Source organism: Streptomyces sp. NPDC005181 (assembly GCF_040608395.1).
GTDB lineage: Bacteria > Actinomycetota > Actinomycetes > Streptomycetales > Streptomycetaceae > Streptomyces.
This window is the reverse complement of sequence record NZ_JBEXID010000048.1, coordinates 1-21,792: the sequence shown is the minus strand read 5'-3', so window position 1 is coordinate 21,792 and position 21,792 is coordinate 1. Positions and strand designations below refer to the sequence as shown.

General features: G+C 71.2%; 21 protein-coding genes and 1 pseudogene. 15 read left to right on the top strand and 7 right to left on the bottom strand.

Annotated elements, in window-relative coordinates:
- Positions 1-196 precede the first annotated feature (196 nt).
- The 12 genes from ABZV38_RS26200 to ABZV38_RS26145 all read left to right on the top strand — a co-directional run bounded on the left by ABZV38_RS26200 (position 197) and on the right by ABZV38_RS26145 (position 13,868).
- The gene (locus ABZV38_RS26200; RefSeq protein ID WP_356330794.1) at positions 197-2,308 is read left to right on the top strand and encodes a glycoside hydrolase family 27 protein; all 2,112 of its coding nucleotides are present in this window, start codon (positions 197-199) and stop codon (positions 2,306-2,308) included.
- Between the two features lie 221 nt (positions 2,309-2,529).
- Complete coding sequence (locus ABZV38_RS26195; RefSeq protein ID WP_356330792.1) at positions 2,530-3,822, top strand: ABC transporter substrate-binding protein; 1,293 nt, start codon at positions 2,530-2,532, stop codon at positions 3,820-3,822.
- Positions 3,823-3,824: 2 nt separating this feature from the next.
- Positions 3,825-4,721, top strand: a complete 897-nt coding sequence (locus ABZV38_RS26190) for a sugar ABC transporter permease (RefSeq protein ID WP_356330790.1) — start codon at positions 3,825-3,827, stop codon at positions 4,719-4,721.
- The gene (locus ABZV38_RS26185; RefSeq protein ID WP_356330789.1) at positions 4,721-5,632 is read left to right on the top strand and encodes a carbohydrate ABC transporter permease; all 912 of its coding nucleotides are present in this window, start codon (positions 4,721-4,723) and stop codon (positions 5,630-5,632) included. The genes ABZV38_RS26190 and ABZV38_RS26185 overlap by 1 nt, the downstream gene beginning before the upstream one ends.
- Positions 5,629-7,740 (top strand): alpha-galactosidase, encoded by a 2,112-nt coding sequence (locus ABZV38_RS26180; RefSeq protein WP_356330787.1) that lies wholly within the window; start codon positions 5,629-5,631, stop codon positions 7,738-7,740. Before ABZV38_RS26185 ends, ABZV38_RS26180 begins: the two co-directional genes overlap by 4 nt.
- Positions 7,741-7,799: 59 nt before the next feature.
- Positions 7,800-8,558: an SDR family oxidoreductase gene (locus ABZV38_RS26175; protein ID WP_356330785.1), complete on the top strand. Its 759-nt coding sequence runs from the start codon at positions 7,800-7,802 to the stop codon at positions 8,556-8,558.
- A gap of 57 nt (positions 8,559-8,615) precedes the next feature.
- Positions 8,616-9,377 (top strand): FadR/GntR family transcriptional regulator, encoded by a 762-nt coding sequence (locus ABZV38_RS26170; RefSeq protein ID WP_356330783.1) that lies wholly within the window; start codon positions 8,616-8,618, stop codon positions 9,375-9,377.
- Positions 9,374-10,519: a galactonate dehydratase gene (gene dgoD / locus ABZV38_RS26165; protein ID WP_356330781.1), complete on the top strand. Its 1,146-nt coding sequence runs from the start codon at positions 9,374-9,376 to the stop codon at positions 10,517-10,519. The genes ABZV38_RS26170 and dgoD overlap by 4 nt, the downstream gene beginning before the upstream one ends.
- Positions 10,513-11,310, top strand: a complete 798-nt coding sequence (locus tag ABZV38_RS26160) for a hypothetical protein (RefSeq protein ID WP_356330779.1) — start codon at positions 10,513-10,515, stop codon at positions 11,308-11,310. Before dgoD ends, ABZV38_RS26160 begins: the two co-directional genes overlap by 7 nt.
- Before the next feature lie 26 nt (positions 11,311-11,336).
- A complete protein-coding gene (locus ABZV38_RS26155) occupies positions 11,337-11,972 on the top strand; it encodes a bifunctional 4-hydroxy-2-oxoglutarate aldolase/2-dehydro-3-deoxy-phosphogluconate aldolase (protein ID WP_356330777.1) in 636 nt (211 codons plus the stop codon).
- The gene (locus ABZV38_RS26150; RefSeq protein ID WP_356330775.1) at positions 11,969-12,868 is read left to right on the top strand and encodes an SMP-30/gluconolactonase/LRE family protein; all 900 of its coding nucleotides are present in this window, start codon (positions 11,969-11,971) and stop codon (positions 12,866-12,868) included. The genes ABZV38_RS26155 and ABZV38_RS26150 overlap by 4 nt, the downstream gene beginning before the upstream one ends.
- Positions 12,869-12,878: 10 nt before the next feature.
- A complete protein-coding gene (locus ABZV38_RS26145) occupies positions 12,879-13,868 on the top strand; it encodes a sugar kinase (protein ID WP_356330773.1) in 990 nt (329 codons plus the stop codon).
- A gap of 132 nt (positions 13,869-14,000) precedes the next feature.
- Here the strand turns inward: ABZV38_RS26145 and ABZV38_RS26140 are convergent, their stop codons facing one another.
- The 4 genes from ABZV38_RS26140 to ABZV38_RS26125 form a co-directional block, all read right to left on the bottom strand.
- Positions 14,001-14,933, bottom strand: coding sequence for a LysR family transcriptional regulator (locus ABZV38_RS26140; RefSeq protein WP_356330772.1), 933 nt, complete (start codon positions 14,931-14,933; stop codon positions 14,001-14,003).
- 200 nt (positions 14,934-15,133) lie between these two features.
- Positions 15,134-15,697, bottom strand: a complete 564-nt coding sequence (locus ABZV38_RS26135) for a TetR/AcrR family transcriptional regulator (RefSeq protein ID WP_356330770.1) — start codon at positions 15,695-15,697, stop codon at positions 15,134-15,136.
- Between the two features lie 3 nt (positions 15,698-15,700).
- The gene (locus ABZV38_RS26130; protein ID WP_356330768.1) at positions 15,701-16,396 is read right to left on the bottom strand and encodes a type 1 glutamine amidotransferase domain-containing protein; all 696 of its coding nucleotides are present in this window, start codon (positions 16,394-16,396) and stop codon (positions 15,701-15,703) included.
- Between the two features lie 358 nt (positions 16,397-16,754).
- Complete coding sequence (locus ABZV38_RS26125) at positions 16,755-17,330, bottom strand: PadR family transcriptional regulator (protein ID WP_356330766.1); 576 nt, start codon at positions 17,328-17,330, stop codon at positions 16,755-16,757.
- A 163-nt stretch (positions 17,331-17,493) separates the two neighbouring features.
- Between ABZV38_RS26125 and ABZV38_RS26120 the strand changes: the two genes are divergently transcribed.
- Positions 17,494-17,886 (top strand): nuclear transport factor 2 family protein, encoded by a 393-nt coding sequence (locus ABZV38_RS26120; RefSeq protein ID WP_356330764.1) that lies wholly within the window; start codon positions 17,494-17,496, stop codon positions 17,884-17,886.
- 195 nt (positions 17,887-18,081) lie between these two features.
- On the opposite strand, the pseudogene ABZV38_RS26115 reads toward ABZV38_RS26120, so the two are convergent.
- From ABZV38_RS26115 to ABZV38_RS26105, 3 genes and pseudogenes are all read right to left on the bottom strand, one after another.
- Positions 18,082-18,741: pseudogene (locus ABZV38_RS26115) on the bottom strand (pyridine nucleotide-disulfide oxidoreductase); the annotation flags it as partial.
- A gap of 119 nt (positions 18,742-18,860) precedes the next feature.
- Positions 18,861-18,992, bottom strand: coding sequence for a hypothetical protein (locus ABZV38_RS26110; RefSeq protein ID WP_356330839.1), 132 nt, complete (start codon positions 18,990-18,992; stop codon positions 18,861-18,863).
- 68 nt (positions 18,993-19,060) lie between these two features.
- Complete coding sequence (locus ABZV38_RS26105) at positions 19,061-19,774, bottom strand: MerR family DNA-binding transcriptional regulator (RefSeq protein ID WP_356330762.1); 714 nt, start codon at positions 19,772-19,774, stop codon at positions 19,061-19,063.
- 126 nt (positions 19,775-19,900) lie between these two features.
- On the opposite strand from ABZV38_RS26105, the gene ABZV38_RS26100 reads away from it, so the two are divergent.
- Both ABZV38_RS26100 and ABZV38_RS26095 read left to right on the top strand, forming a co-directional pair.
- On the top strand, positions 19,901-20,887 hold the full coding sequence (locus ABZV38_RS26100; RefSeq protein WP_356330760.1) for an ATP-binding cassette domain-containing protein: 987 nt from the start codon (positions 19,901-19,903) through the stop codon (positions 20,885-20,887).
- Positions 20,887-21,711 (top strand): ABC transporter permease, encoded by an 825-nt coding sequence (locus tag ABZV38_RS26095; protein WP_356330758.1) that lies wholly within the window; start codon positions 20,887-20,889, stop codon positions 21,709-21,711. The genes ABZV38_RS26100 and ABZV38_RS26095 overlap by 1 nt, the downstream gene beginning before the upstream one ends.
- Positions 21,712-21,792: the final 81 nt, after the last annotated feature.

Below are 21,792 nucleotides of genomic sequence, written 5' to 3'. Positions count from 1 at the left end.
GCCCATATCGCGTTGCCGTGGGGCAGGGCGCTCCTCGAGAGTCCGTTTTTAAGTTAATTAGCAATTAATGTTGACAGGTTTTGGGTGTCCGGCCACAGTTTCCGCCGGGGCACCGACGCCCGGCGCGATCGCCGGGCGGGGTTGCCTCATGGACCCCAACTCTCGGGAGATTTCCTTGGCTTCGCATCGTGCAGGGATGGCGCGAGTGCGGCGTACCGCGGTTGTGCTCGGCGTCGTGGTGCTGGTCGGGTCGGCAGTTCCCGCGGCGCACGCCGCGGACGACCAGGGCGCGCCGCAGTACTACGACAGCGGCCTCGCCCCCACGCCGTACATGGGATGGAACACGTACTACGGGCTCGGTGCTCCGACGGAGGACCAGGTCAGAAAGGTCGCCGACCATCTGGTCGGCAGCGGGCTGCGCGACAGCGGCTACAACATCGTCTGGCTGGACGGCGGCTGGCAGGCGGACGAGCCGCGCGACGCGGCGACCGGGCGGCTCGTGGCCAACCCCACCCGTTTCCCCTCGGGGATTCCGGCGCTGGTGACCTACCTTCACCGGAGAGGCCTGAAGGCCGGTATCTACACCGATGCCGGCACCTACGACGGCGGCAAGAGCTGTGGGCTGGGCAGCCGCGGTCACTACGAGCAGGACGCCCGCCAGTTCGCCGGGTGGAAGGTCGACGCGATCAAGGTGGACTTCCTGTGCGGGGTCGGCGAAAAGCTCGATCCCGGCCCGGCGTTCAAGGAGTTCAGCGACGCCGTCGCCAAGTCCGGGCGGCGGATGCTGCTCAACCTGTGCAACCCGCTCACCGACGACTGGGGTCTGCCGCACACCCCCGAGCAGGACGCGCACAACGCCTTCGTCTACGGGCCGACGACCGCCGATTCCTGGCGCACCGGCACCGACATCGCCTGGGGCACTCCGACGGCGGGGGAGTGGCCCAACGTCCTGCGCAACATGGATGCCAACGCCTGGCACCCCGAGGCCCAGGGGCCGGGCCACTACAACGACCCCGACTACCTCATCCCCATGCGCAAGCTCGCGGAGGGCGGCTACGAGCTGTCGCAGGAGGAGTCCACCACGCAGTTCGTGATGTGGGCCGAGATGGCCTCGCCGCTGGTGCTGGGGAGCGACCCGCGCACCCTGCCGCAGTCCATGATCGACACCCTGCGCAACCCCGAGATCATCGCCGTGGACCAGGATCCGCTCGGCATTCAGGGCGTGCGCGTGGCGACCGACTCCGTCGGCGACGTGTACAGCAAGGTGCTGAAGGGCTCCGGCAAGCGCGCGGTCGTCCTGCTCAACCGCTCCGACCAGGCGCAGGACCGCACCGTGCGGTTCTCCGACGTCGGCCTGAACGGCCCGGTCGCGGTGCGCGACCTGCGGGCCCGTACGGCGCGGGGTACGCACACCGGCTCGTACACGGTGTCGGTGCCCGCACACGGCACCGCGTTCCTCAAGCTGACGGGCACGGACGATGCCCCCGGCACGCAGCTGCCCGGACGGTCGTCGGCGAGCCCGGCGCTGGTGCGCGACGGCGACCGGCTGACGGTCTTCACCCGCGGCACGGACGGCGCCCTGCGCGCGCAGACCGCGCCCGCCGGCGACTGGGCGAGGGCCGCGACCACCGATCTGGAGGGGCCGACGCACGGCCGCATCCTCGGCCAGCCTGCTGCATACGCATCGTCCGGCGGCCGGATCGATGTCTTCGTCCGCGGCACGGACGACACTGCCTACCGGCGGGTGTACGCCGACGGACTCTGGGGGCGCTGGCAGAGCCTGGGCGGGACACTGACGGACGCGCCGACCGCGGCCTTCGCCGCCCCGGACGACTGGACGCTGTTCGCGCGCGGCGCGGACGGCAGCGTCTGGTCGCGCGGCCCCGCTTCCGGCTGGACGTCGCTGGGGGCGCCGCAGGACCGGCCGTTCTCCGGGCGGCCGTCGGCCGTCATCGATGACGCCGGGCGGCTCCACGTGGCCGTGCGTACCGCTGACGACGCGGTGTGGTGGCGGACCAGGGACACCTTCGGGACCTGGTCGTCGTGGACCGCGCTGGGCGGCACGACCAGCGGCAGTCCGACACTGGTCGCCTCCGGCGGCACGGTGCACCTGTACGCGCGGGCCGGTGACTACACGCTCTGGCAGCGCAGTTGGACCGCTGCGGACGGCTGGGCCGGGTGGACCCCGCACAACGGCTTCGTGAGCGGTGCCTTCGACGGCGCGCTCGGTGCCGTCGCCGGGCCGGACGGCGGCGTACTGGCCGCATTCCGCGGGGTGGACAGCCGCGTCCACCAGAGCGAGCTCTGAGCTCCGCTTCCCCTGCTTCACCCTGCTTCACCCTGCTTCGCCCTGCTTCACCTGGTGTGCCTCCGGGCCGTACAAGGCCCAGGGGCACACCCTCCGAAGAATAAATTAGTAATTAATCTTGACGGCGCTCTGACCTCTGCGACAGGCTGTGTCTGCCGCACCCAGAGCCGGGCCGTCAGGGGGCCACAGCTCCATTCCGTGGGCACATAGGGAGTGCACAGATGACCGCCTTCAACGCCACCCGCCGCAAATTCCTCGTTGGAACAGGCGCAGTCGGCGCCGGCGCGCTGCTCAGCAGCTGCGTCACCGAGAGTCCGTCCGCCACCGGAGGAAAGTCCGGCGGCCCGGTGACCCTCCAGTCCAACCTCTCCTCCCCGCAGGCCAAATCGGCCATGAAGGCGATCGCCGCCGCATTCGACAAGCGCGGGGACGCCAAGGCACAGCTCAACACTGTCGCCTCGGAGACCTTCCGCACCCAGCTGCCGACCTACCTCACCTCGGCCACCCCGCCGGACGTCTACACCTGGTACCCCGGGTCGGTCGCAGAGTCGTACGCCAAGAAGGACCTCCTCCTCGACATCAGCGACATCTGGGAGAAGCCGGAGCTCGCCGGATACTCCGACGCGCTGAAGAAGCTGTGCACCTCGGCCTCCAGCGGCAAGAAGGTCTTCGTGCCCACAAGCTACTACTGGTGGGGCATGTTCTACCGGAAGTCCAACTTCGCCAAGTGGGGCGTCAAGGAGCCCAAGAGCTGGGACGAGTTCCTCGACCTGTGCGACAAGCTCAAGAGCAAGGGCGTCGCCCCGATCGGCCTCGGCGCCGGCGGCGACACCCCGTGGGTGGCCTCCGCCTGGTTCGACTACCTGAACATCCGCGTCAACGGCGCGACGTACCACCGCGAACTCCTCTCGGGCAAGCACAGCTTCGCAGACCCCGAGGTCCGCAAGGTCTTCGACCGCTGGGACGAGGCCCGTCCGTACTTCGACCCCAATGGCACGGCGATCCCCTTCCAGGACGCCACCACCGCGCTCCTTCAGGGCCGCACCGGCATGATGCTCATCGGCACCTTCTTCGCCGACGCCGCGCCGAAGGACGCCCTGGGCGACCTGGACTTCTTCCAGTTCCCCATCATCGACCCGAAGGTGCCGGTCGCCGAGGAGGCGCCCACCGACGGCTACTTCGCCAGCGCCCGTACCAAGCGGGCCGACGACGCCAAGGAGTTGCTGCGCTACCTGGCCACCGCCGAGGCGCAGGAGCTCTACCTCAAGAGTTCCTCGGGTACCACGCTGCCGACCCACCCCGACGCCAAGGACAGCGGCACGCCCCTGGTCCTCAAGGGCCGCAAGCTCATCGAGAGCGCCGCGGATCTCACCCAGTTCTTCAACCGCGACTCCAGCGACGCCCTCCAGCCGACCGCCGACACGGCACTGGTGCACTACCTGGCCAAGCCCAAGGAGATCGGTTCCATCCTCACCACCTGGCAGCGCAGCGCCCAGAAGATCTGGAGTCAGTGAACATGGCGCTGATCGGCTCCTCACGACGGCCGAGGGCCACCCGGGTACCCCCGGTGGTCCTGGCCTTCGTCCTCCTGCCGCTGCTCGCCGAGGCGTTCTGGGTCTTCTGGCCCGCCATACAGGGCTTCTACCTCTCGTTCACCTCGTGGGACGGCCTGTCGAATCCGACCTTCGTCGGATTCGACAACTTCACCGAGATGCTGAACGATCCGGTCTTCCGCACCGCCACCTGGAACACGGTGCTGTGGCTGGTGCTCTTCGGCGGGCTCTCCGCCGTCCTCGGACTCGGCGCCGCGCTGCTGCTCCAGCAGGACCGGCGCGGTGTCGGGTTCTACCGGGCGTCGCTGTTCCTGCCGGTGGTCTTCTCGCTGGTCGCCACCGCACTGGTCTGGCAGGCCATGTACCAGCCGGACGGCCTGATCAACAACGTGCTGGATTCCATCGGCCTCGGCAGCTGGAAGCACGCGTGGCTGGCCGACCAGGACACCGCGTTCTACGCGGTGATCGTGCCCGCGCTGTGGCGCCAGGTCGGTTACGTCATGGTGCTCTACATCGCCGGCCTCAAGGGGATCGACCCCGTCCTGTACGAAGCGGCCAAGGTCGACGGCGCGAGCCGCGTCCAGCAGTTCCGGCACATCACCCTGCCGCAGCTCAAGAGCGTCAACGCGGTTGTCCTGTCGGTCATCGTCATCGACTCGCTGCGCTCCTTCGACGTCGTGTGGGCGCTCACCCGCGGCGGCCCGTACCACTCCTCCGAACTGCTGAGCACCTACATGTTCTCCACTTCCTTCCAGTCGCTGCGGCTGGGCTACGGCTCCGCGCTCGCCGTCGTCATCTTCCTGCTGGCCTTCGGAGTCATCGCGAGCTACCTCGTGCGCGCCTTCCGGGAGGCCGACTGATGACCGCGACCCACGCCTCCGCACCCGTCAAGGACGAGGCCGGTCCGGCCCCCCTGCCGGTGCCGGCGGCGGGCCGGCCCGCCGGCCGCGGCCGCGTCTGGCGCACCGCCGGCTTCCATCTCTCCGCGGGCCTGCTGTCCGCGCTGTGGCTGCTGCCGATCGTCCTCGTCCTGGTCACCAGCACCCGCACCTTCGACGACATCGCCGCCCACGGGGTCGGCAGCTGGCCGCACTCCTTCACCCTCGACGGCTTCCGTCAGGCGTGGGTGGACGGCGGACAGCAGCGCGCCCTCATCAACAGCATGCTGGTCTCCATCCCCACCGTGCTGCTCTCGCTCGGCCTCGCCTCCCTGGCGGCGTTCGCGCTCAGCCGCTACGACCTGCCCTTCCGGCGCGGCCTGCTGCTCCTCATGCTCGGCGGCAACCTGCTGCCCCCGCAGATCCTGATCATCCCCGTCTCCAAACTCACCGAGCAGCTCGGCATCTACGACCAGCTGTACGCGCTGATCGGGGTGCAGGTCGGCTTCGGCGTCGGCTTCTACGTCTTCGTCCTGCACGGCTTCATGCGGGCGATCCCCGGCGAGATCCAGCAGGCCGCGGTCATCGACGGCGCGAGCCCCTGGCAGATCTACTGGCGGATCATCCTCCCGCTGGCCCGCCCGGCGCTCGCCGCGCTGAGCGCCCTGTCGTTCACCTGGATCTTCAACGACCTGCTGTGGGCGATCACCGTGCTCCGCACGGACACCCAGATGCCCATCACCGCCTCTCTCATCGGGCTGCAGGGCCAGTACGTGTCCATGTGGAACGTCATCGCCGCCGGATCGGTGATCGCCGCCGCCCCGACGGTGGCCGTCTTCCTCAGCTTTCAGCGCCACTTCGTGGCCGGACTCAACCTGGGGGCCGTCAAGTGACCGGGCACAAGCGGTGGCTGCTGCGCACCGACACGACCACCTATGCCGTCACCCTCGGCGGGTACGGCCGCTGGGCCGAACTCGCCGCGTGGGGACCACACGGGGCGGAACAGGGCCCGTCGCCGATGGACTGGTCGCGGCGCACTCACTTCATCACCCCCGCCGACGCGGCGCCCGCCGAGTACATCCCGTACGGGATGCGGCCGTTCACCGGCGCCGACCTGATCGCAAAGCTCCCCGGCGGCGACCGCGGCACCTGGTGGCGGTTCACCGGCGCCACCGCGGTCGGCGACCGCGCGCTGCGCCTGGACTTCGACGACGAGGTCCTCGGCCTGCGTACGACACTGTGCTACGAGATCCTCCCGGGCACCGACGTCATCCTGCGCTGGACCGAGCTGACCTGCACCGGCGGGAGCGAGCTGCGCCTGGAGCGCTTCGACTCCGCCGCCGTCAACGTGCCCGTCCAGGGCGGTGCCCGGCTGACCTACCTGGCCGGCCAGTGGTCGCAGGAGTTCCAGCTGAAGCACCTGGAGCTGGAGCGCGGACGCTTCGAGATGGAGAGCACCCAGGGCTCGGCCGGTCACGCATACGCCCCCTGGCTCGCGGTCCAGGACGCCGCCGTACCGGCCGAGGGTGACACCCCCACCTACGGCATCGCCCTGGAGTGGTCCGGGAACTGGCGGATCAGCGCCGACGCCGAGCCCGGCGGTTCCGTACGGGTCCGCGCCGGCCGGGTGCCGCACGAGGGCGCCGTCCGCCTCGCTCCCGGCGCCACCCTCACCACGCCCCGGCTGGCCTGCGCCTTCAGTCCGGACGGCCTCGACGGGCTGGCCCGGGTGTGGCACCGCTACGAGCGGCGGCTCACCGGCGACCGCATGTACCGGCCCCGCAAGGTGCTCTACAACTCCTGGGAGGCGACCGGCTTCGACGTCGACGCCGCGGGGCAGCTGGAGCTCGCCAAGGCCGCGGCGGAGCTGGGCGCCGAACTGTTCGTCGTCGACGACGGCTGGTTCACCGGACGCCACGACGACACGGGTGGCCTCGGCGACTGGGAGCCGGACTCCGCCGAGTTCCCCGGCGGTTTCGACCGGTTCGTCGACGAGGTCCGCGCGCTCGGCATGGACTTCGGGCTGTGGGTCGAACCCGAGGGCATCAGCCCCCGCTCCAAGCTCTACGCCGAGCACCCCGACTGGGTCTACCGTCTCGACGGCCGCCCCGCCACGCTCGTACGCAACCAGCTGCTGCTCGATCTCGGCCGCGCGGACGTCCAGGACTTCGTCATCGGCACCCTCGACCGGCTGCTGGGCGCCCACGCCATCAGCTACCTGAAGTGGGACATGAACCGGCCGCCCACCGAGCGCGGCCGCCCCGGCGGCCCGGCGGGCACCGACCCGGAACACCTTGATCTGGACGCCGCCCATGTCGCCGGCTACCTGCGGGTCCTGGACCACCTACGCACCGCCCACCCCCACGTCACCGTGGAGGGCTGCGCGGGCGGCGGCGCCCGCGTCGAGCACGCCACCGTCGCCCGCACCGACGTCGTGTGGCCCAGCGACAACACCGCGCCGCTGGACCGGCTACGCATCCAGTACGGCTACCTTCACGCCCACGCCCCGCACACCATGAGCTCCTGGGTCACCGACGCCCGCGGCGTGTTCGACCCCCGGCCCCGCTCGCTCGCCTTCCGGTTCGTCAACTCCCTCGCCGGCGTGCTGGGCATCGGTGCCGACATCCGCGAGTGGACTCCGGAGCAGTGTGCCGAGGCAGCCGAGTGGATCGCCCGCTACAAGGACGTCCGCGACGTCGTCCACCACGGCGAGGTCCACCTGCTCGGCAGTCCGGCCGACCCCACCTGCGGCATCCAGTACGAGGAACCCGGCGGCGGACGCCTGGTGGTGACGGCCTGGAGCACCGGCGCCCTGGACGGCGCGCCCCTGGTCCCCGGCAGGGCCGCCCGGCTGCGGCTGCGCGGTGTGTCGCCGGACGCGGTCTACACGGACCAGGACTCCGGCACCCGCTACAGCGGCGTTCATCTGCTGCACTCGGGACTGCCGTTCGCCTGGACCGCCGGGCACGATGCGGAACTGGTGGTCCTGGCCCAGCAGTGACGACAGCGACAGAATCTGCACTCCCACCACCACCCTCGCGACAGGAGACGACCCGCCTCATGAACCCAGTGGCCCGCTTCACCAACCGCGTCGCCGTCGTCACCGGCGCCGCCTCGGGCATCGGGGCGGCCACCGCGGCACGCCTCGCCGCCGAGGGCGCGGCCGTCGTCCTCGCCGACATCGACGCCGAACGCGGCGAGGACACGACGGCGCGGCTCCGCAAGGACGGCGCGAAGGCCGTCTTCGTCGCCACCGATGTCGCGCGGGAGGCGGACTGGCAGCGGGTGATGGACGCCGCCCGCACCTTCGGCCCCGTCAACGTCTTGGTCGGTAACGCCTATACGGTGCAGGTGCTGCCCGCCCACGAGATGACGCTCGCCTCCTGGGAACGGCAGTTGTCGGTCAACCTCACCGGAGCCTTCCTCGGCTTCAAGGCGGCGTTGCCCGATCTGCGCGACCACCGGGGGGCCGTGGTGCTCACCTCCTCCGTTCACGCCCACCGCGGCATCCCCGGCCACCCGGCGTACGCGGCGAGCAAAGGCGCACTGCTCTCGCTGTGCGGACAGCTCGCGGTCGAGTACGGCCCGCAGATACGGGTCAACGCCGTGCTGCCAGGGCCCATCCTCACCGCCGCGTGGGACAGGGTGCCGGAGCGCGACCGCGAGCTGAGCGTCGCCGAGACCGCGGCCCGCCGCTTCGGCACCCCCGAGGAGGTCGCCGCAGCCGTGGCCTTCCTCGCTGCCGACGAAGCCTCGTACATCACCGGATCGAGCCTGCTCGTGGACGGCGGCTGGAGCGTTGTCAAAGCCTCCGCCTGACGGGCCCGGCCGGCCCGCCACCCCAGCTCCCGACCGACCAGCAAGAAAGGCAATCACATGACGCCATACGCGCGCCGCGGAGTGCACGGCCAGACCGTGGAGACCCTCGCCCGCCGGGTGCTCAGCGGCGAGATCTCCGAGGGAGCGACGCTCGACATGGCGGCCCTGCAGAGCGAGCTGGACGTCAGCCTGACCGCCCTGCGCGAATCGCTGAAGGTCCTCGCGGCCAAGGGCATGGTCGACGCCCGCCAGAAGCGCGGCACCTTCGTGCGGCCGCGCGCCGACTGGAATCTGCTCGACGCCGATGTCCTGCGGTGGCAGTTCTCCGAGAGCAACGGCACCGGCGCCGACCTCGCGCTGCTGCGCAACCTCGGAGAGGTCCGCGGCATCATCGAACCCGCCGCGGTGCGGCTGGCCGCGGTCCGCCGTACCGACGCCGACCTCGAAGGGCTGGAGGCGGCGCTGGCCGCCATGGGCGAGGAGGGCAGCGCGAGCCACGCCGTCGAGTCCGACCTCGCCTTCCACCGGGCGCTGCTCGCGGCCACCCACAACGAACTGCTGGAACGCATGGAGATGGTCATCGAGTCGGGCCTGGCCCAGCGCGACCAGATCGTGCACAGCGCCCCGCACACTGAGGACCCCGTGCCCAGCCACCGGGCCGTCCTCGACGCTGTACGGGACCGGGATCCGGACGCCGCCGAGCACGCCATGCGCGCCCTGCTCGACCAGGCGATGCGCGACCTGGACAAGGTCAGCGGCCCGCACGGGGCCGAGAGCGCGGACGGCTCCGCCGAGGCGAAGGACGGCCAGGCAAAGTGAAGATCGTGCGTGTCGAGACCTTCCTCATCCCGCCCCGCTGGCTGTTCTGCCGGATCGAGACCGACGAGGGTGTGGTCGGCTGGGGCGAACCGGTGGTCGAGGGCCGGGCCGAGGTGGTGCAAACCGCCGTCGAGGTCCTGGCCGAATACCTCGTCGGCCAGGATCCGCTGCGTATCCAGGACCACTGGCAGGTGCTGAGCAAGGGCGGCTTCTACCGCGGCGGGCCCGTGCTCTCCAGCGCCGTGGCCGGCCTCGACCAGGCCCTGTGGGACATCGCCGGCCGAACCCTGGGCGTTCCGGTGCACACCCTGCTCGGCGGGCCCGTCCGCGACACGGTCCGGGTGTACGCCTGGGTGGGCGGCGACGAACCCGCTCGGCTCAAGGACGAGATAACCGCCCAGGTCGAGGCAGGCTTCACCGCCGTCAAGATGAACGCCGCCGGGCGCACCCCGCCGCTCACCACCCCCGCCGAGACGGCCGCGGTCGTCGAGCGGGTGGCGGCGGCCCGCGAGGCACTCGGCCCGCACCGGGACGTCGCCGTCGACTTCCACGGCCGGTTCAGCGCCGCCAACGCACGCCGTGTCCTGCACGAGATCGCGCCGCTGCACCCGTTGTTCGTCGAGGAACCCGTCCTGCCCGACCAGGCGCACCTGCTCGCGGGCCTGGTCGCCGCGTCGTCCGTCCCGCTCGCCACGGGTGAAAGGCTCTACGGACGCGCCGAATTCCTGCCTGCCCTGAGCGCGGGCATCGCCGTGGCCCAGCCGGATCTGTCGCACGCCGGCGGGATATCCGAGGTCACCCGGATCGCCTCGCTCGCCGAGACCTTCGGGGCCCACCTGGCACCGCACTGCCCGCTCGGGCCCATCGCGCTGGCCGCCAGCCTCCAAGTCGCCTTCGCCACGCCCAACTTCCTGATCCAGGAGCAGAGCCGCGGCATCCACTACAACAAGGACGCGGACCTGCTGTCCTACGTCGTCGACACCGAGCCCTTCCGCTTCGTCGACGGCCAGGCGCACCGCACCGAACTGCCGGGCCTCGGCATCACCGTCGACGAGGACGCCGTCCGCGCGGCCGACCGCGCGGGCCATGCCTGGCGCAACCCCGTGTGGCGACACCCCGACGGCTCCTTCGCCGAATGGTGAGCGCCACCCGGCACCCGGTGTCCGTCGCCACCGACCCCGGGCACGGCGGACGCTGGACCTCGCTGACGGCCGGCGGCCGCGAATGGCTCTGGCACCGCGACGAGCCGCGCCGCTCCCGGGTCGTGCGCGGTGACGTGTTCGCCGACGCCGGAGGGCTGGAGGAGTGCGTGCCCACGGTACGCGGGCTCCCCGACCACGGGGACGCCTGGTCGCGGCCGTGGCGGCGGGACAGGGACCGCGACGTCGTGGAGTGCCCCGAGTTCCGGCTGACCCGCCGTCTCGGTACGGACGCGGGGGCGGCCATCGTCGACTACACGCTCACCGCCGAGCCGGGCTACCGCTTCATCTGGGCCGCGCACGCCCTGCTGGACCTGTCCCCGGCCGCCCGGATCGGCGTCGAGGGCCCCGCCGTGACCCGGCTGTACCCGGGCGAGGGCGCGCGCTGGGTCACCGGGACCTGGCCGCGCGTCGACGGGATCCCGCTCGACCGGTTCGGACCGGACGACGGGACCGCCGTCGGCGCCGTCGTCCTCGCCCCGGACGTATCCGTGCACGACGGCACGGACACACTCCACCTGTCCGTCGACGCCCCCGGCCAGCCGGTTTCCGTCGCCCTGTGGCGCAACCTCGGTGGCTTTCCCCAGGGCGCGCCGTACCGCTCGGTCGGCGTCGAGCCCATGCTCGGCCGCGTCTTCGACCGTACGGCGGCGGCCGACGGCGACACGGCCGTCGTGCCCGCGTCCGGCGAAGTCACCTGGCGGCTCACGATCACCGCGAACCGCCGCCCCTGAACCCCCAGCAACAGAAGGGATGTCCGATGGACCTGCTCACCGCGCTGCGCGCGCACCGGCTGCTCGCCATCGTCCGCGGCAGCGACCCGGACGCCGCACTCAAGACCGTCCTCACTCTCGTGGAGGAGGGCATCACACTCGTCGAGGTGTCCCTCAGCGGGCGCGACGCCCTCGACGTCATCGCCCGGGCCCGCGCCGCGCTCGGCCCGGACGCCACCCTCGGCGCGGGCACCGTCCTCACCGCCGACGACGCGCGGGCCGCCCACCGGGCCGGAGCCGCGTTCCTCGTCACCCCGGCGGTCAGCGACGGCATCGCCACCGGTAGGGAGCTCGGACTTCCGGTGCTCGCGGGCGTGATGACACCGACCGACATCCTCCAGGCGCTGCGCCTCGGCGCCGACGCCCTCAAGGTTTTCCCTGCCGGAAGCGCCGGCGGCCCCGGATATCTGAGGGACCTGCGCGGCCCCTTCCCCGACCTGGCCTTTGTGCCCGTCGGGGGAGTGGACTCCCGGGCCGCCACCGACTATCTGCGGAGCGGGGCCACGGCGGTCGGCGTCGGCTCGCCCCTGATCGCGGACGCGGCCGACGGAGGCAGCCTCACCGCACTTCGCGCGCGCGCACGGGAGTTCCTGGACGTCGTCCGCCCGGAGCCCCGCCCGTGACCACGCCCACGGTCCACGCGATCGACCGCCTCGAACTCGGCGAGGGCATCCGGTGGACGGGCGGCCGCGCGGTCCTGACCGACATCCTCACCGGGCGGTTGCTGGCCGCCCCCGACGACCCCGCCGCACCGCTCGGACTGATCACCCAACTGCCTTTTCCACTGGGTGCGGTGGCCCCGGTCGAGGGCGGTCCCGGCCACTGGATCGCGGCGGCGGGTACCGGCATCTGCCGTATCGACGACGCCGGACGCGTCGACTGGATCGCACGCCCCGAGGACGATGCACCGGTGCCGATGCGGATGAACGACGGCGTCGCCGACCCGCACGGCCGCTTCTGGGCCGGCAGCATGGCCTACGAGGCGACCGAGGACGCGGGCTCGCTCTACCGCGTGGACCGCGACGGCCGCGTCACCCGCGTGCTGCAGGACATCACGGTCCCGAACGGCCCGGCCTTCACCGCCGACGGCACCGTCATGTATCTCGCCGACAGCGCCCGCGGTGTCATCCGGCGCTACTCCGTCGACCCCGCCACCGGCGACCTGGGCGAGCCCGGCCCCTTCGTCACCCTCGACTCCGGCAGCCCCGACGGCATGACGGCCGACGCCGAAGGCGGACTGTGGACCGCCGTCTGGGGCACCGGACAGGTCCACCGGTACCGTCCCGACGGCAGCCTCGACCGGATCGTGGAACTGCCCGCCGTCCAGCCCGCCGGACTCTGCCTCGGCGGCCCCGACGGCCGTACCCTCCTCGTCACCAGCGCCCGCATAGGCCTGCCCGATCCGGGCCCGCTCGACGGCGCCGTCTTCGCTTCGCGCGTGGACATACCTGGGGCGCCTGCCGCGCCGTACCGCCCGATGGGCGCCGCGGACACCGCGGTCTTCGCCGACACACGCTAGGAAAACGATCATGAGCACCCCCCGGCTGCTGCGCCCCGGCCCCGTGGTCTGCGTCGGCGAGACCATGGCCGCCCTTGCCCCCGAACCCCTGGGCCCGCTCGATGCCGCGGACCTCCTCCGGGTCGACATCGCGGGCGCCGAGTCGAACGTCGCCCTGTACCTCGCCGACCACGGCATCCCCGCCCGATGGGTGTCCGCGCTCGGCGACGATCCCTTCGGCCGGCGTGTCCGCGAACGGGTCGCCGCGGGCGGCGTCGACATCAGCGGCGTCCGCACCGACCCCGACCGGCCCACCGGACTGCTCCTGAAGGACCCCGGCAGGAACGGCACCCGCGTCCACTACCACCGCCGCGGATCCGCCGCCTCGGCCCTCACCCCCGAACTCCTCGACGACCCCGCCGTGGCGGACGCCGCGCTCGTCCACCTCAGCGGCATCACCCCCGCCCTGTCCTCCGGATGCCATGCGCTCGTCGAGCGGGCACTGCGCCCCGACCGCCCCTATTCCGTCAGCTTCGACGTCAACCACCGCCCCGCCCTCTGGACCGGCCGGTCCGCCGCCGAGGTTCTGCGGCCGCTCGCGGACCGGGCCGACATCGTGCTCGTCGGCCTCGACGAGGCCCAGGACCTGTGGGGAGACGCGCTCACCGACGCCCGCGCGGTCCGCGACCTCCTCCCCGGCCCCCGCATCCTCGTCGTCAAGGACGGGGCCCGCGAGGCCACTGCCTTCGTCGGTCCGGACGCCCACCGCGTGTCCGCCCTGACTGTCCGCGTGGCCGAGCCGGTCGGTGCCGGCGACGCCTTCGCTGCCGGATTCCTCAGCGGTCTGCTGCGGCAGCTGCCCGTGGAGCGTTCCCTGCGCCTAGGCCATCTGACCGCGGCCTCGGCCCTCCTGGTCGCCGCCGATCACGGCCCCCTGCCGGCCCCCGCCGTCATCGCCGCGCTGCTCGACGCCGACCAGGAGACGTGGCGCGCCGCCACCATCGGCTCTCCGCTTCGCTGAGCAGCGGATCCGGGAGCCCCACTCATCGAGCGTGGTCAGCCATGACGTCACGGCACTCCGGCCACCCGGCTGAGCGCCGAAGCAGCGGTTGGGGGACTCTTTCCTGCCGGTGGCCCAGCCGTTGAGCTGGTGTCACCAGGTGGGGCCCAGGTGGAGGAGGCGGTCGCGTACCTGAGTGACGTGTGGGTTGTCGGGGGTTCCGGGGCGTTGCACCAGGTACGCGGTGTTGATGGGCGGGTCCTCGGTCTCGTGGAGCGCAACGAGTGCGCCGGACGCCAGTTCGTCGCGGCAGAGGTAGCGGGGGAGGACCGTGAACCCGGCGCCGGCGGTGACCGTGGAGAGGACGCCGCGCAGGTCCGGGACCGTGACGGCGGCCCTGCAGTTCAGGCGCCGGCCGAAGACGTGCCGCCAGTAGCGGCGGGCGATCGGCAGGTCCTCCGCGTACGTGACGAGGGGGACGGTGTGCAGGACGCCGGGGCCCTCGGTGGTCACCCGGCCGCTCAGGCGCTCGGCCCACGCGGGTGCGGCGACGAGGACGAACTCCTCGTCGGCCAGCGGCACGGCCGCCAGAGTCCGGCCGCGCGGGCGGCTGGTGGCGATGACGAGGTCGTGGCGGCCGGCCCTCAGTTCGTCGAGCAGGGCGTCGGTGAGGCCCGTCGTGACGCGTAGGTGGACCCCCTCCGCCACCAGCGGTGCCAGGGCGGGGAGGACGCGGGTGCACAGGAATTCGGCGGGGCCGGCCAGGTGTACGGGGGCGGCGGGTCCGGACTCCGCGGGGGTGTGTCCGGCGGCCGCCATCAGGGAATCGAGCGGTCCCGCGACGCGGGCCGCCAGATCATGGGCGAACGCCGTCGGGGCGACGCCCCTCGGCAGCCGCTCGAAGAGCTCCCGGCCCGACTGGCGTTCGAGCGCGCGGACCTGAGTGGTCACCGTGGGCTGGGAAATGCCGAGCAACTGCCCGGCGGCGGTGAAGGAACCGGAGCGGTACACGGCGAGGAACGTGCGCACGAGGTTCAGATCCAGCGCGGAAGCCTGTGTCGTGTGCGGCGACGGTGCGGCTTCCAATCCATCGGAATCCGTATGCCTCAAGGCATGGAGTCTATCTTGTGGCTATGGATGAGCAGGGCCGCGACCGGATGCTTGGTCCGGTGGCGGCCCCGCGTCCTCCGGCGCGGAAGGTGGCCGGCCGTTCGGGAACGGAGTCGGCGACGGCCTTGGCCACCTGGAGCTCGAACGGGGGATGTACGACTCGCCGGCGGAACGGGTCAGCGGACCACCACGGTCGCGCCGAGCAGCCCGGCTGTGAGCGCGCCGGATGCGGGGCCCAGGAGGCGCCGGGCGTCGGGCATGTTCTCCATTCCGATAACCAGGGCGATCGCGATGTCGGCGGCCTCGGCGGGGTCCACGCCCTCGGCGGTGCCGGTCTCGGTGAACAGGCCGATGAGGAGGCGCCTCAGGGCCGCGGTGAAGGCGGTGCAGACGCCGCCGAACAACCGGGCTTCGGCGTCGAGGAGTTCGGCGGTGTGGGGGGACGCGGTGCTGAGTTCGAGGACAAGGTCGAGCTTGACGGCCAGGACGCCCCGGATTCGTTCGGTATACGGGGCGTCCTGGTCCGCGGCCGCCTGCCGGGCCCGGACGAGCACCTCGTCGTGGAGGCGTCCGGCGAGCTGCCGGAAGGCGTCGTCCTTGCTGCGGACGTACTGGTAGACCGCTGACCGGGACATGCCCATGGTGGTGGCGATGTCGTCCATCGTGGTGCGCCGTACGCCGTACCGGGTGAGGCAGTCGTAGGTGGCGTCGAGGACCTCGTCGAGCCGGTCGGTGGCCATGGGTCAGGCCAGCTTCTTGAGGACCTCGACCGCGAGCGGGGCGGAGGAGGACGGGTTCTGACCGGTGACCAGGTTGCGGTCGACGACGACGTTCGGGACCCACGGTTCGCCGGCCTGGACCTCGACGCCCGCCTCGACGAGACGGGTCTCGAGCAGCCACTTCGCCCTGTCGGCGAGACCGGCCTGGGTCTCCTCGGCGTTCGTGAACGCTGCCACCTTGTAGCCGGCGAAAGCGTTGGAACCGTCCTCCTTCTCGGCGGCAAGGAGCGCGGCCGGGGCGTGGCAGACGACTGCGAGCGGCTTGCCGGACGCGAGGGAGTCGATGAGGATCCGGCCGGAGGTCGGGTTGACGGCGAGGTCCTCCATGGGGCCGTGGCCGCCGGGGTAGAAAACGGCTGCGTAGTCGTCAAGGTTCACGTCCGCCAGCGTGATCGGGTGCTGGAGCTCGGTGATCGAGGCGAGCGCGGCGGCGACCTTGTCGGCACCCTCCTGCCCTCCATTGACCTCGGGCCCCAGGCTGCCCTTGTCCACGGTCGGGACGACGCCGCCGGGCGTGGCGACAACGATCTCGTGGCCCGCGGCCTTGAACGCCTCGTAGGGGGCGACGGCCTCTTCGGCCCAGAAACCGGTGGGGTGCTTCGTACCGTCGGCCAGCGTCCAGTAGTCGACGCCGGTCATCACGAAAAGAATCTTCGACATGGGGGTGTGCTCCTGGGGGAATATGCGGCCCTGCCGGGCCCGGGGGATCCTGTGGCTCGCACGCCGACGCTCTGTGGTTCCTGACGCTTTGGACCCAGATCGTCAGCGCGGTGACGACTCGAAGGTAGGCCGCTTGTTCATTGGTTTCCAATGAGGAAACCCACACCTCGTATTGGGTTTCCAATGGGTACTGGGAAGTGGCGCACGCCGACCTGTCCTGACCGCGGGCCGCCACAGACCGTGCCGTACCGTACGCCGAGCCCCGGCTCCCGGAGTACGCCACGCATGTGCGTGTCCGGGAGACGGCTGAGCTCAGCCCTGCGTCACGTCGCCCGTGTGGCGCACTCGCCTGTCATCGTCACCTGTCGGCGTCGCGACGGGATGTCCGTGCCGCGAGAACATGCAACGCGGTCTCGGACCATCGAATGGTCTCCTGCTCAAAGGCGATGCCGCGCAACAGGGTGAGATAGGGGCCCACGCGCTCGGCGTCGGCGAAGAATTCGTCCTCGTGCCGCCCGTTGAGGAGACGGTCCCGCAGCCGCTCGTACCTGGTCAGTTTCCCCGCAGCCAGGTGCAGCCGCTCGGTGATCGCCGCGCGGACCGCGTCCGCTTCACCCAGGTCGACGCACTGGACTTTCACCATCAGTTCGTCCCTGATGGCCGTCGGCCTGCTCGGAGGTGTGGCGCTGTACACGGTCAGTGCCGTGAGCCCGGCCTCGGTGAGGGAGAAGACGCGCTTGTTGGGCCGCCGCACCTGTTCGACCACGCGGGCCGTGATGAGCCCATCGCTCTCCATCCGGTCCAGCTCCCTGTAGAGCTGCTGCGGGGTGGACGCCCAGAAGTTGGCGACCGAGGCGTCGAAGCCCTTGGCGAGGTCGTAGCCGGAGGACTCGCCCTCCAGGAGAGCGGCCATCACTGCGTGTCGCAAGCCCATGGCCAGAAGCTACCACTTTGTTGGCTAGTCAATTCTTTGACCTTTGCCCCTGCTCGCGCGGGTTTGCCGGCGGGTGGCTCTCGCCGCGGTCATGGACGTCGGGAATCCAAGGGCTTACTATCCAACGCACCTATTCACTTTGTTGGGTAAGAGAGGTCGGTTCATGCATCCCTTCCGCAAGGCGGTCGAGGACCGCGACGAAGAGGCCGTGGCGGCGTTGCTGGCCGAGAACGTCGTCTTCACCAGCCCGGTCGCTTTCAAGCCCTACGCGGGCAAGGCGATCACCGCCGCGATCCTGCGCGGCGTTCTGCGCGTCTTCGAGGATTTCGTCTACGTCCGGGAGATCGCGAACCCGGACGGCCGTGACCACGCCCTGGTCTTCACGGCAAGCGTGAACGGCAAGCAGATCCAGGGCTGCGACTTCCTCCACTTCGACGAGAACGGGAAGATCGACGACTTCACCGTGATGGTCCGCCCGCTCTCCGCCGCACAGGCGCTGGCCGAAGCCATGGGCGCGCAGTTCGACCGGATCGCTGCCGAGTCGGTCGGATCGTGAGTGACCTCGACGCCGTCGTGATCGGCGCCGGCAACTCCGAACGGACCGCCGCGGCCACCCACCTCGGCGCCGGTCAGGGCGATCCGGTCGCTGCGCAGGCCTCCGATGACGCGGTGCACCGACCCGGCCTTCGAGGACCGCTTCCGCGCTGCCGTGGTCAGCCGGCAGCCCGTGTCCTTCACCGCCATGGTCCCGCCGAACCGCTGCCTCGCTGATCGCCGGGAACGCGGGCACGGCGTGCCAGAGCCTTGCCACTGGCACCTCGCTTGCGACCGTGACGGGGCCGAGTGCAGCAGTCCCCGACGCCGGGGCCGGCGACGGTAGCCCCGGCGTGGGCGCCGAGGTCGAGGTCGAGGTCGACGAGCATGCGGGCCTTGCCGCGGTAGCCGTCGGCGTACAGGTGTGCGCCCGGGACGCGCGCGAGGTCATCGTCCACCCGGCGCCCGGTCCGTTCCGCCTCGCGGGTGTTCAGGCCGACGGAGGCAACTTCGGGGTGGGTCAAGACGACCTGGGGTACGGCCGTGGTGTCGGCGGTGGCGGTGTGTGCGCCCTACGGGGTGTCGTCGAACGGTTCGCGGTTGGGGCGGGCGCCGATGATGGTGGCGGCGATCCGGGCCTGGTACGTGCCCTGGTGGGTCATCAGGGCCCGCTGGTTGACGTCGCCGACGGCGTAGAGCCAGCTATCGGCAAGTCGGTCACGCGGCTGGTGTCGTCCACGGTCAGCCAGACGCCCGGGCTGAGGCCGATGGTCTCCAGGCCGAGGTCTGCGGTCCTGAGGGTGCGGCCGGTGGTGAACAGGATCTCGCCCGCGGTCAGTTGCCCGCCGTCTGCCAGGGTGATGCGCAACTCGCCGTTCCCGCGGGATGCCACGGAGGTTTGGAAGCGGATGCCGACGCCGTACCGAGCTCCTTCAACTCCGCATGCGCCAGGCCGATCCCCTTCGCGATCGCGGCCAAGGCCGCAGGCGGCGAAGATCAGAACCCCGCCGGCTGCTCACCGAGTGCCTGAACCTGATTACCGAGCCGGTGATCGACGCCGTGATGGACGGCGAACCAGCCGCCCTGGCCCGGCTCCGGGCCGCCGAGCAGGCCCTGCGCGCCCAACACGAGGACCGCCCCCGGGCCGATGCGCCGTTCGAGCGTCGCAGGGTGGGAGGGAGCGGGGCGGGGGTCTGTCAGGGTTCCTTCAGGGAGAGGTAGTCGGCCAGGAGGGAGGCCGCGTTCAGCATGGCCAGGCCGCGTGCGGTGACGCGCTGGCGCCAGTTGTCGAGGGCCGCCTCCAGCGCCTGTGTGTCCCCGCCCGCCCGGACCTGCTGGACCACGGTGGCGATCAGTTCGAGCGGGTAGCGGCCGCGCCGCAGGAAGTGCGCGAGTTCCGCGTCGCGGATGTCGTCGGCGTCGTACATGCGGTGGCCCGAGTCCGGCCGGCGGTCCGGGGCCAGGACGCCCGCCTCCTCCCACTTGCGGATGGTCGCCACGCTGACGTTGAGGCGGTGGGCCAGCTCCCCGATGCTGAAGGGCTGGGTGTGCCTCGGGGCGCGCCACGCGTCGTGCGAACGCTTCGTCAGGTGGGCCAGCACCTCGGCGACCGCGTCCAGGGTGCCCCGGTCCCGCAGGAGTTCGGCGTGGCTCCGGTCGATGGCGGCCATCGCGTAGTCCAGCCGACCCTCGGTGACGGCCCGCATGATCGTGCCGCCCTCGGCGTATCCGTGCGCCGGGACGAGGGCCCGGTACGCCCGCAGGGCCGCGGAGTGCCGCTCGGTGTATCGCCGGTATCCGGTGGGCGTGCGCTCGGCCGGCGGCAGGAAGCCGTCGCGCTCGTAGTTGCGCACAGTCTGCGGAGAGATGCCGTGTTCCTGGGCGAGATCGGACGGTCGGAAATATGCCATGTTTGAAACTATATGGCTCAGGAGGCTCGCGTCAGCGGGAAAAGGTTCAACCGGTTGTTCAGGTGTAGCTTCCATGCCCAAGGTAGCCCGGAGATTCGTCGGATCCTTGGAAAGGAACCACTGGACATGCCAACAGCCATCGAAGTAGCTGGCCTGTGCAAGAGATTCGGCTCGGTGACCGCCCTCGACAACCTCGAACTCACCGTGCCGGAGGGCACCGTGCACGGCCTGCTCGGCCCCAACGGCGCGGGCAAGACGACCGCCGTGCGCGTCCTGAGCACCCTGCTCAGGCCGGACGAGGGGAAGGCCGAGGTCTTCGGGCTCGACGTGCGCAGCAACCCCCTGTCGGTGCGCTCCATCATCGGTCTGACGGGTCAGTACACCGCGGTCGACGACATGCTGACCGGGTGGGAGAACCTGTGCATGATCGGCAGGCTGTTCCGCATCTCCACGGCGGACACCAAGGCCCGGGCGGGCGAACTGCTGGAGCGCTTCGACCTGATGGAGGCCGCCGACCGGCTGGCGAAGACCTACTCCGGCGGCATGCGCCGCCGGCTCGACATCGCCGCCGGGCTCATGGGCCGCCCCCAGCTCATCTTCCTCGACGAGCCCACCACCGCCCTCGACCCGCGCAGCCGCATGGACGTGTGGCGGATCGTCGGCGAGCTGGTGGCCGACGGCACCACCGTCCTCCTCACCACGCAGTACCTGGAGGAGGCCGACCACCTCGCCGACTCGCTCTCCGTGATCGACAACGGCAGGGTCATCGCCAGCGGCACGCCGGACCAGCTCAAGGCCGAGGTCGGCCAGACGTGGGCCGACGTGACCCTCATCGACGTCGACGCCGTCGACAGGACCATCCAGATCCTGCGCGGGCGGCTCGGCACCCAGCCGGTCGGCGACCCGGAGGCGATGCAGGTGCACGCCCCGCTGCCCGACGGCATGACGCTGAACGAGCTGCTCAACCCACTGCGGGACGCCGGAATCGCGATCGCCGACGTCGCCGTGCGCCGGCCGACGCTCGACGACGTGTTCCTCGCCCTCACCGGACAGACCGCGACTGCACGCGCCACCGAGAACACCGGCACCGACAAGAAGGGCGGCAAGCACTGATGGCCACCACGTCCCTGGACTCACGTCTCGACGTCGTCGCCACCCGGCAGCGCAACGGCCTGTCGTGGTGGCTGTCCGACGCCTGGCAGATGGCACTGCGCAACTTCCGGCACCTGCTGCGCAGCCCCGAGCTGGTGATGTTCTCCCTGGTCCAGCCCATCATGTTCATCCTGCTGTTCGCCTACGTCTTCGGCGGGGCGATCAACGTCGAGGGCGGGAACTACCCGCAGTTCCTGCTGCCCGGCATCCTGGTGCAGATGGTCCTGTTCGGCTCGGTCGCCGGCACCACGATCGGGGTCTCCACCGACATGAGCCGCGGACTGATGGACCGGTTCCGCTCGATGCCGATGAGCCGTTCCTCGGTCCTCGTCGGCCGCTCGGTGTCGGAGATCGTCCGCAACGTCGCGTCCGTGCTGGTCGTGATGCTGATGGGCCTGCTCATCGGCTTCCGCTTCCATGGCGGGTTCCTGGCTGCCGTCGGCGGAGTCTCGCTGCTGCTGCTCTTCGGCTACGCGCTGACCTGGGTCGGCGCCGTGATCGGCCTCTCCGTCCCCAACCCCGAGGCGGCGCAGTCGGCCGGCCTGATCTGGATCTTCCCGTTCAGCCTGATCTCGTCGGCGTTCGTCCCCACCGGCACGATGCCGTCCTGGCTCCAGGTGTACGCCGAGGCCAGCCCCATGACCACGACGGTCAACGCGCTGCGCGCCCTGTTCAACGGCGACCCCGCGACGGACTACGTGCTGCTCACCATCGGCTGGTCGATCGCCCTCGTCGCGGTCTTCGCCCCGCTCGCGACCCGCAAGTACAGCCGGCGCTCCCAGTGACCCGGCGACGCTGAACGGAGCGCTCCCACACGGAAGCGGCCGCCCCCCCGCGTTTGGGGGGGGCCCCCCGGGAACCCCGCC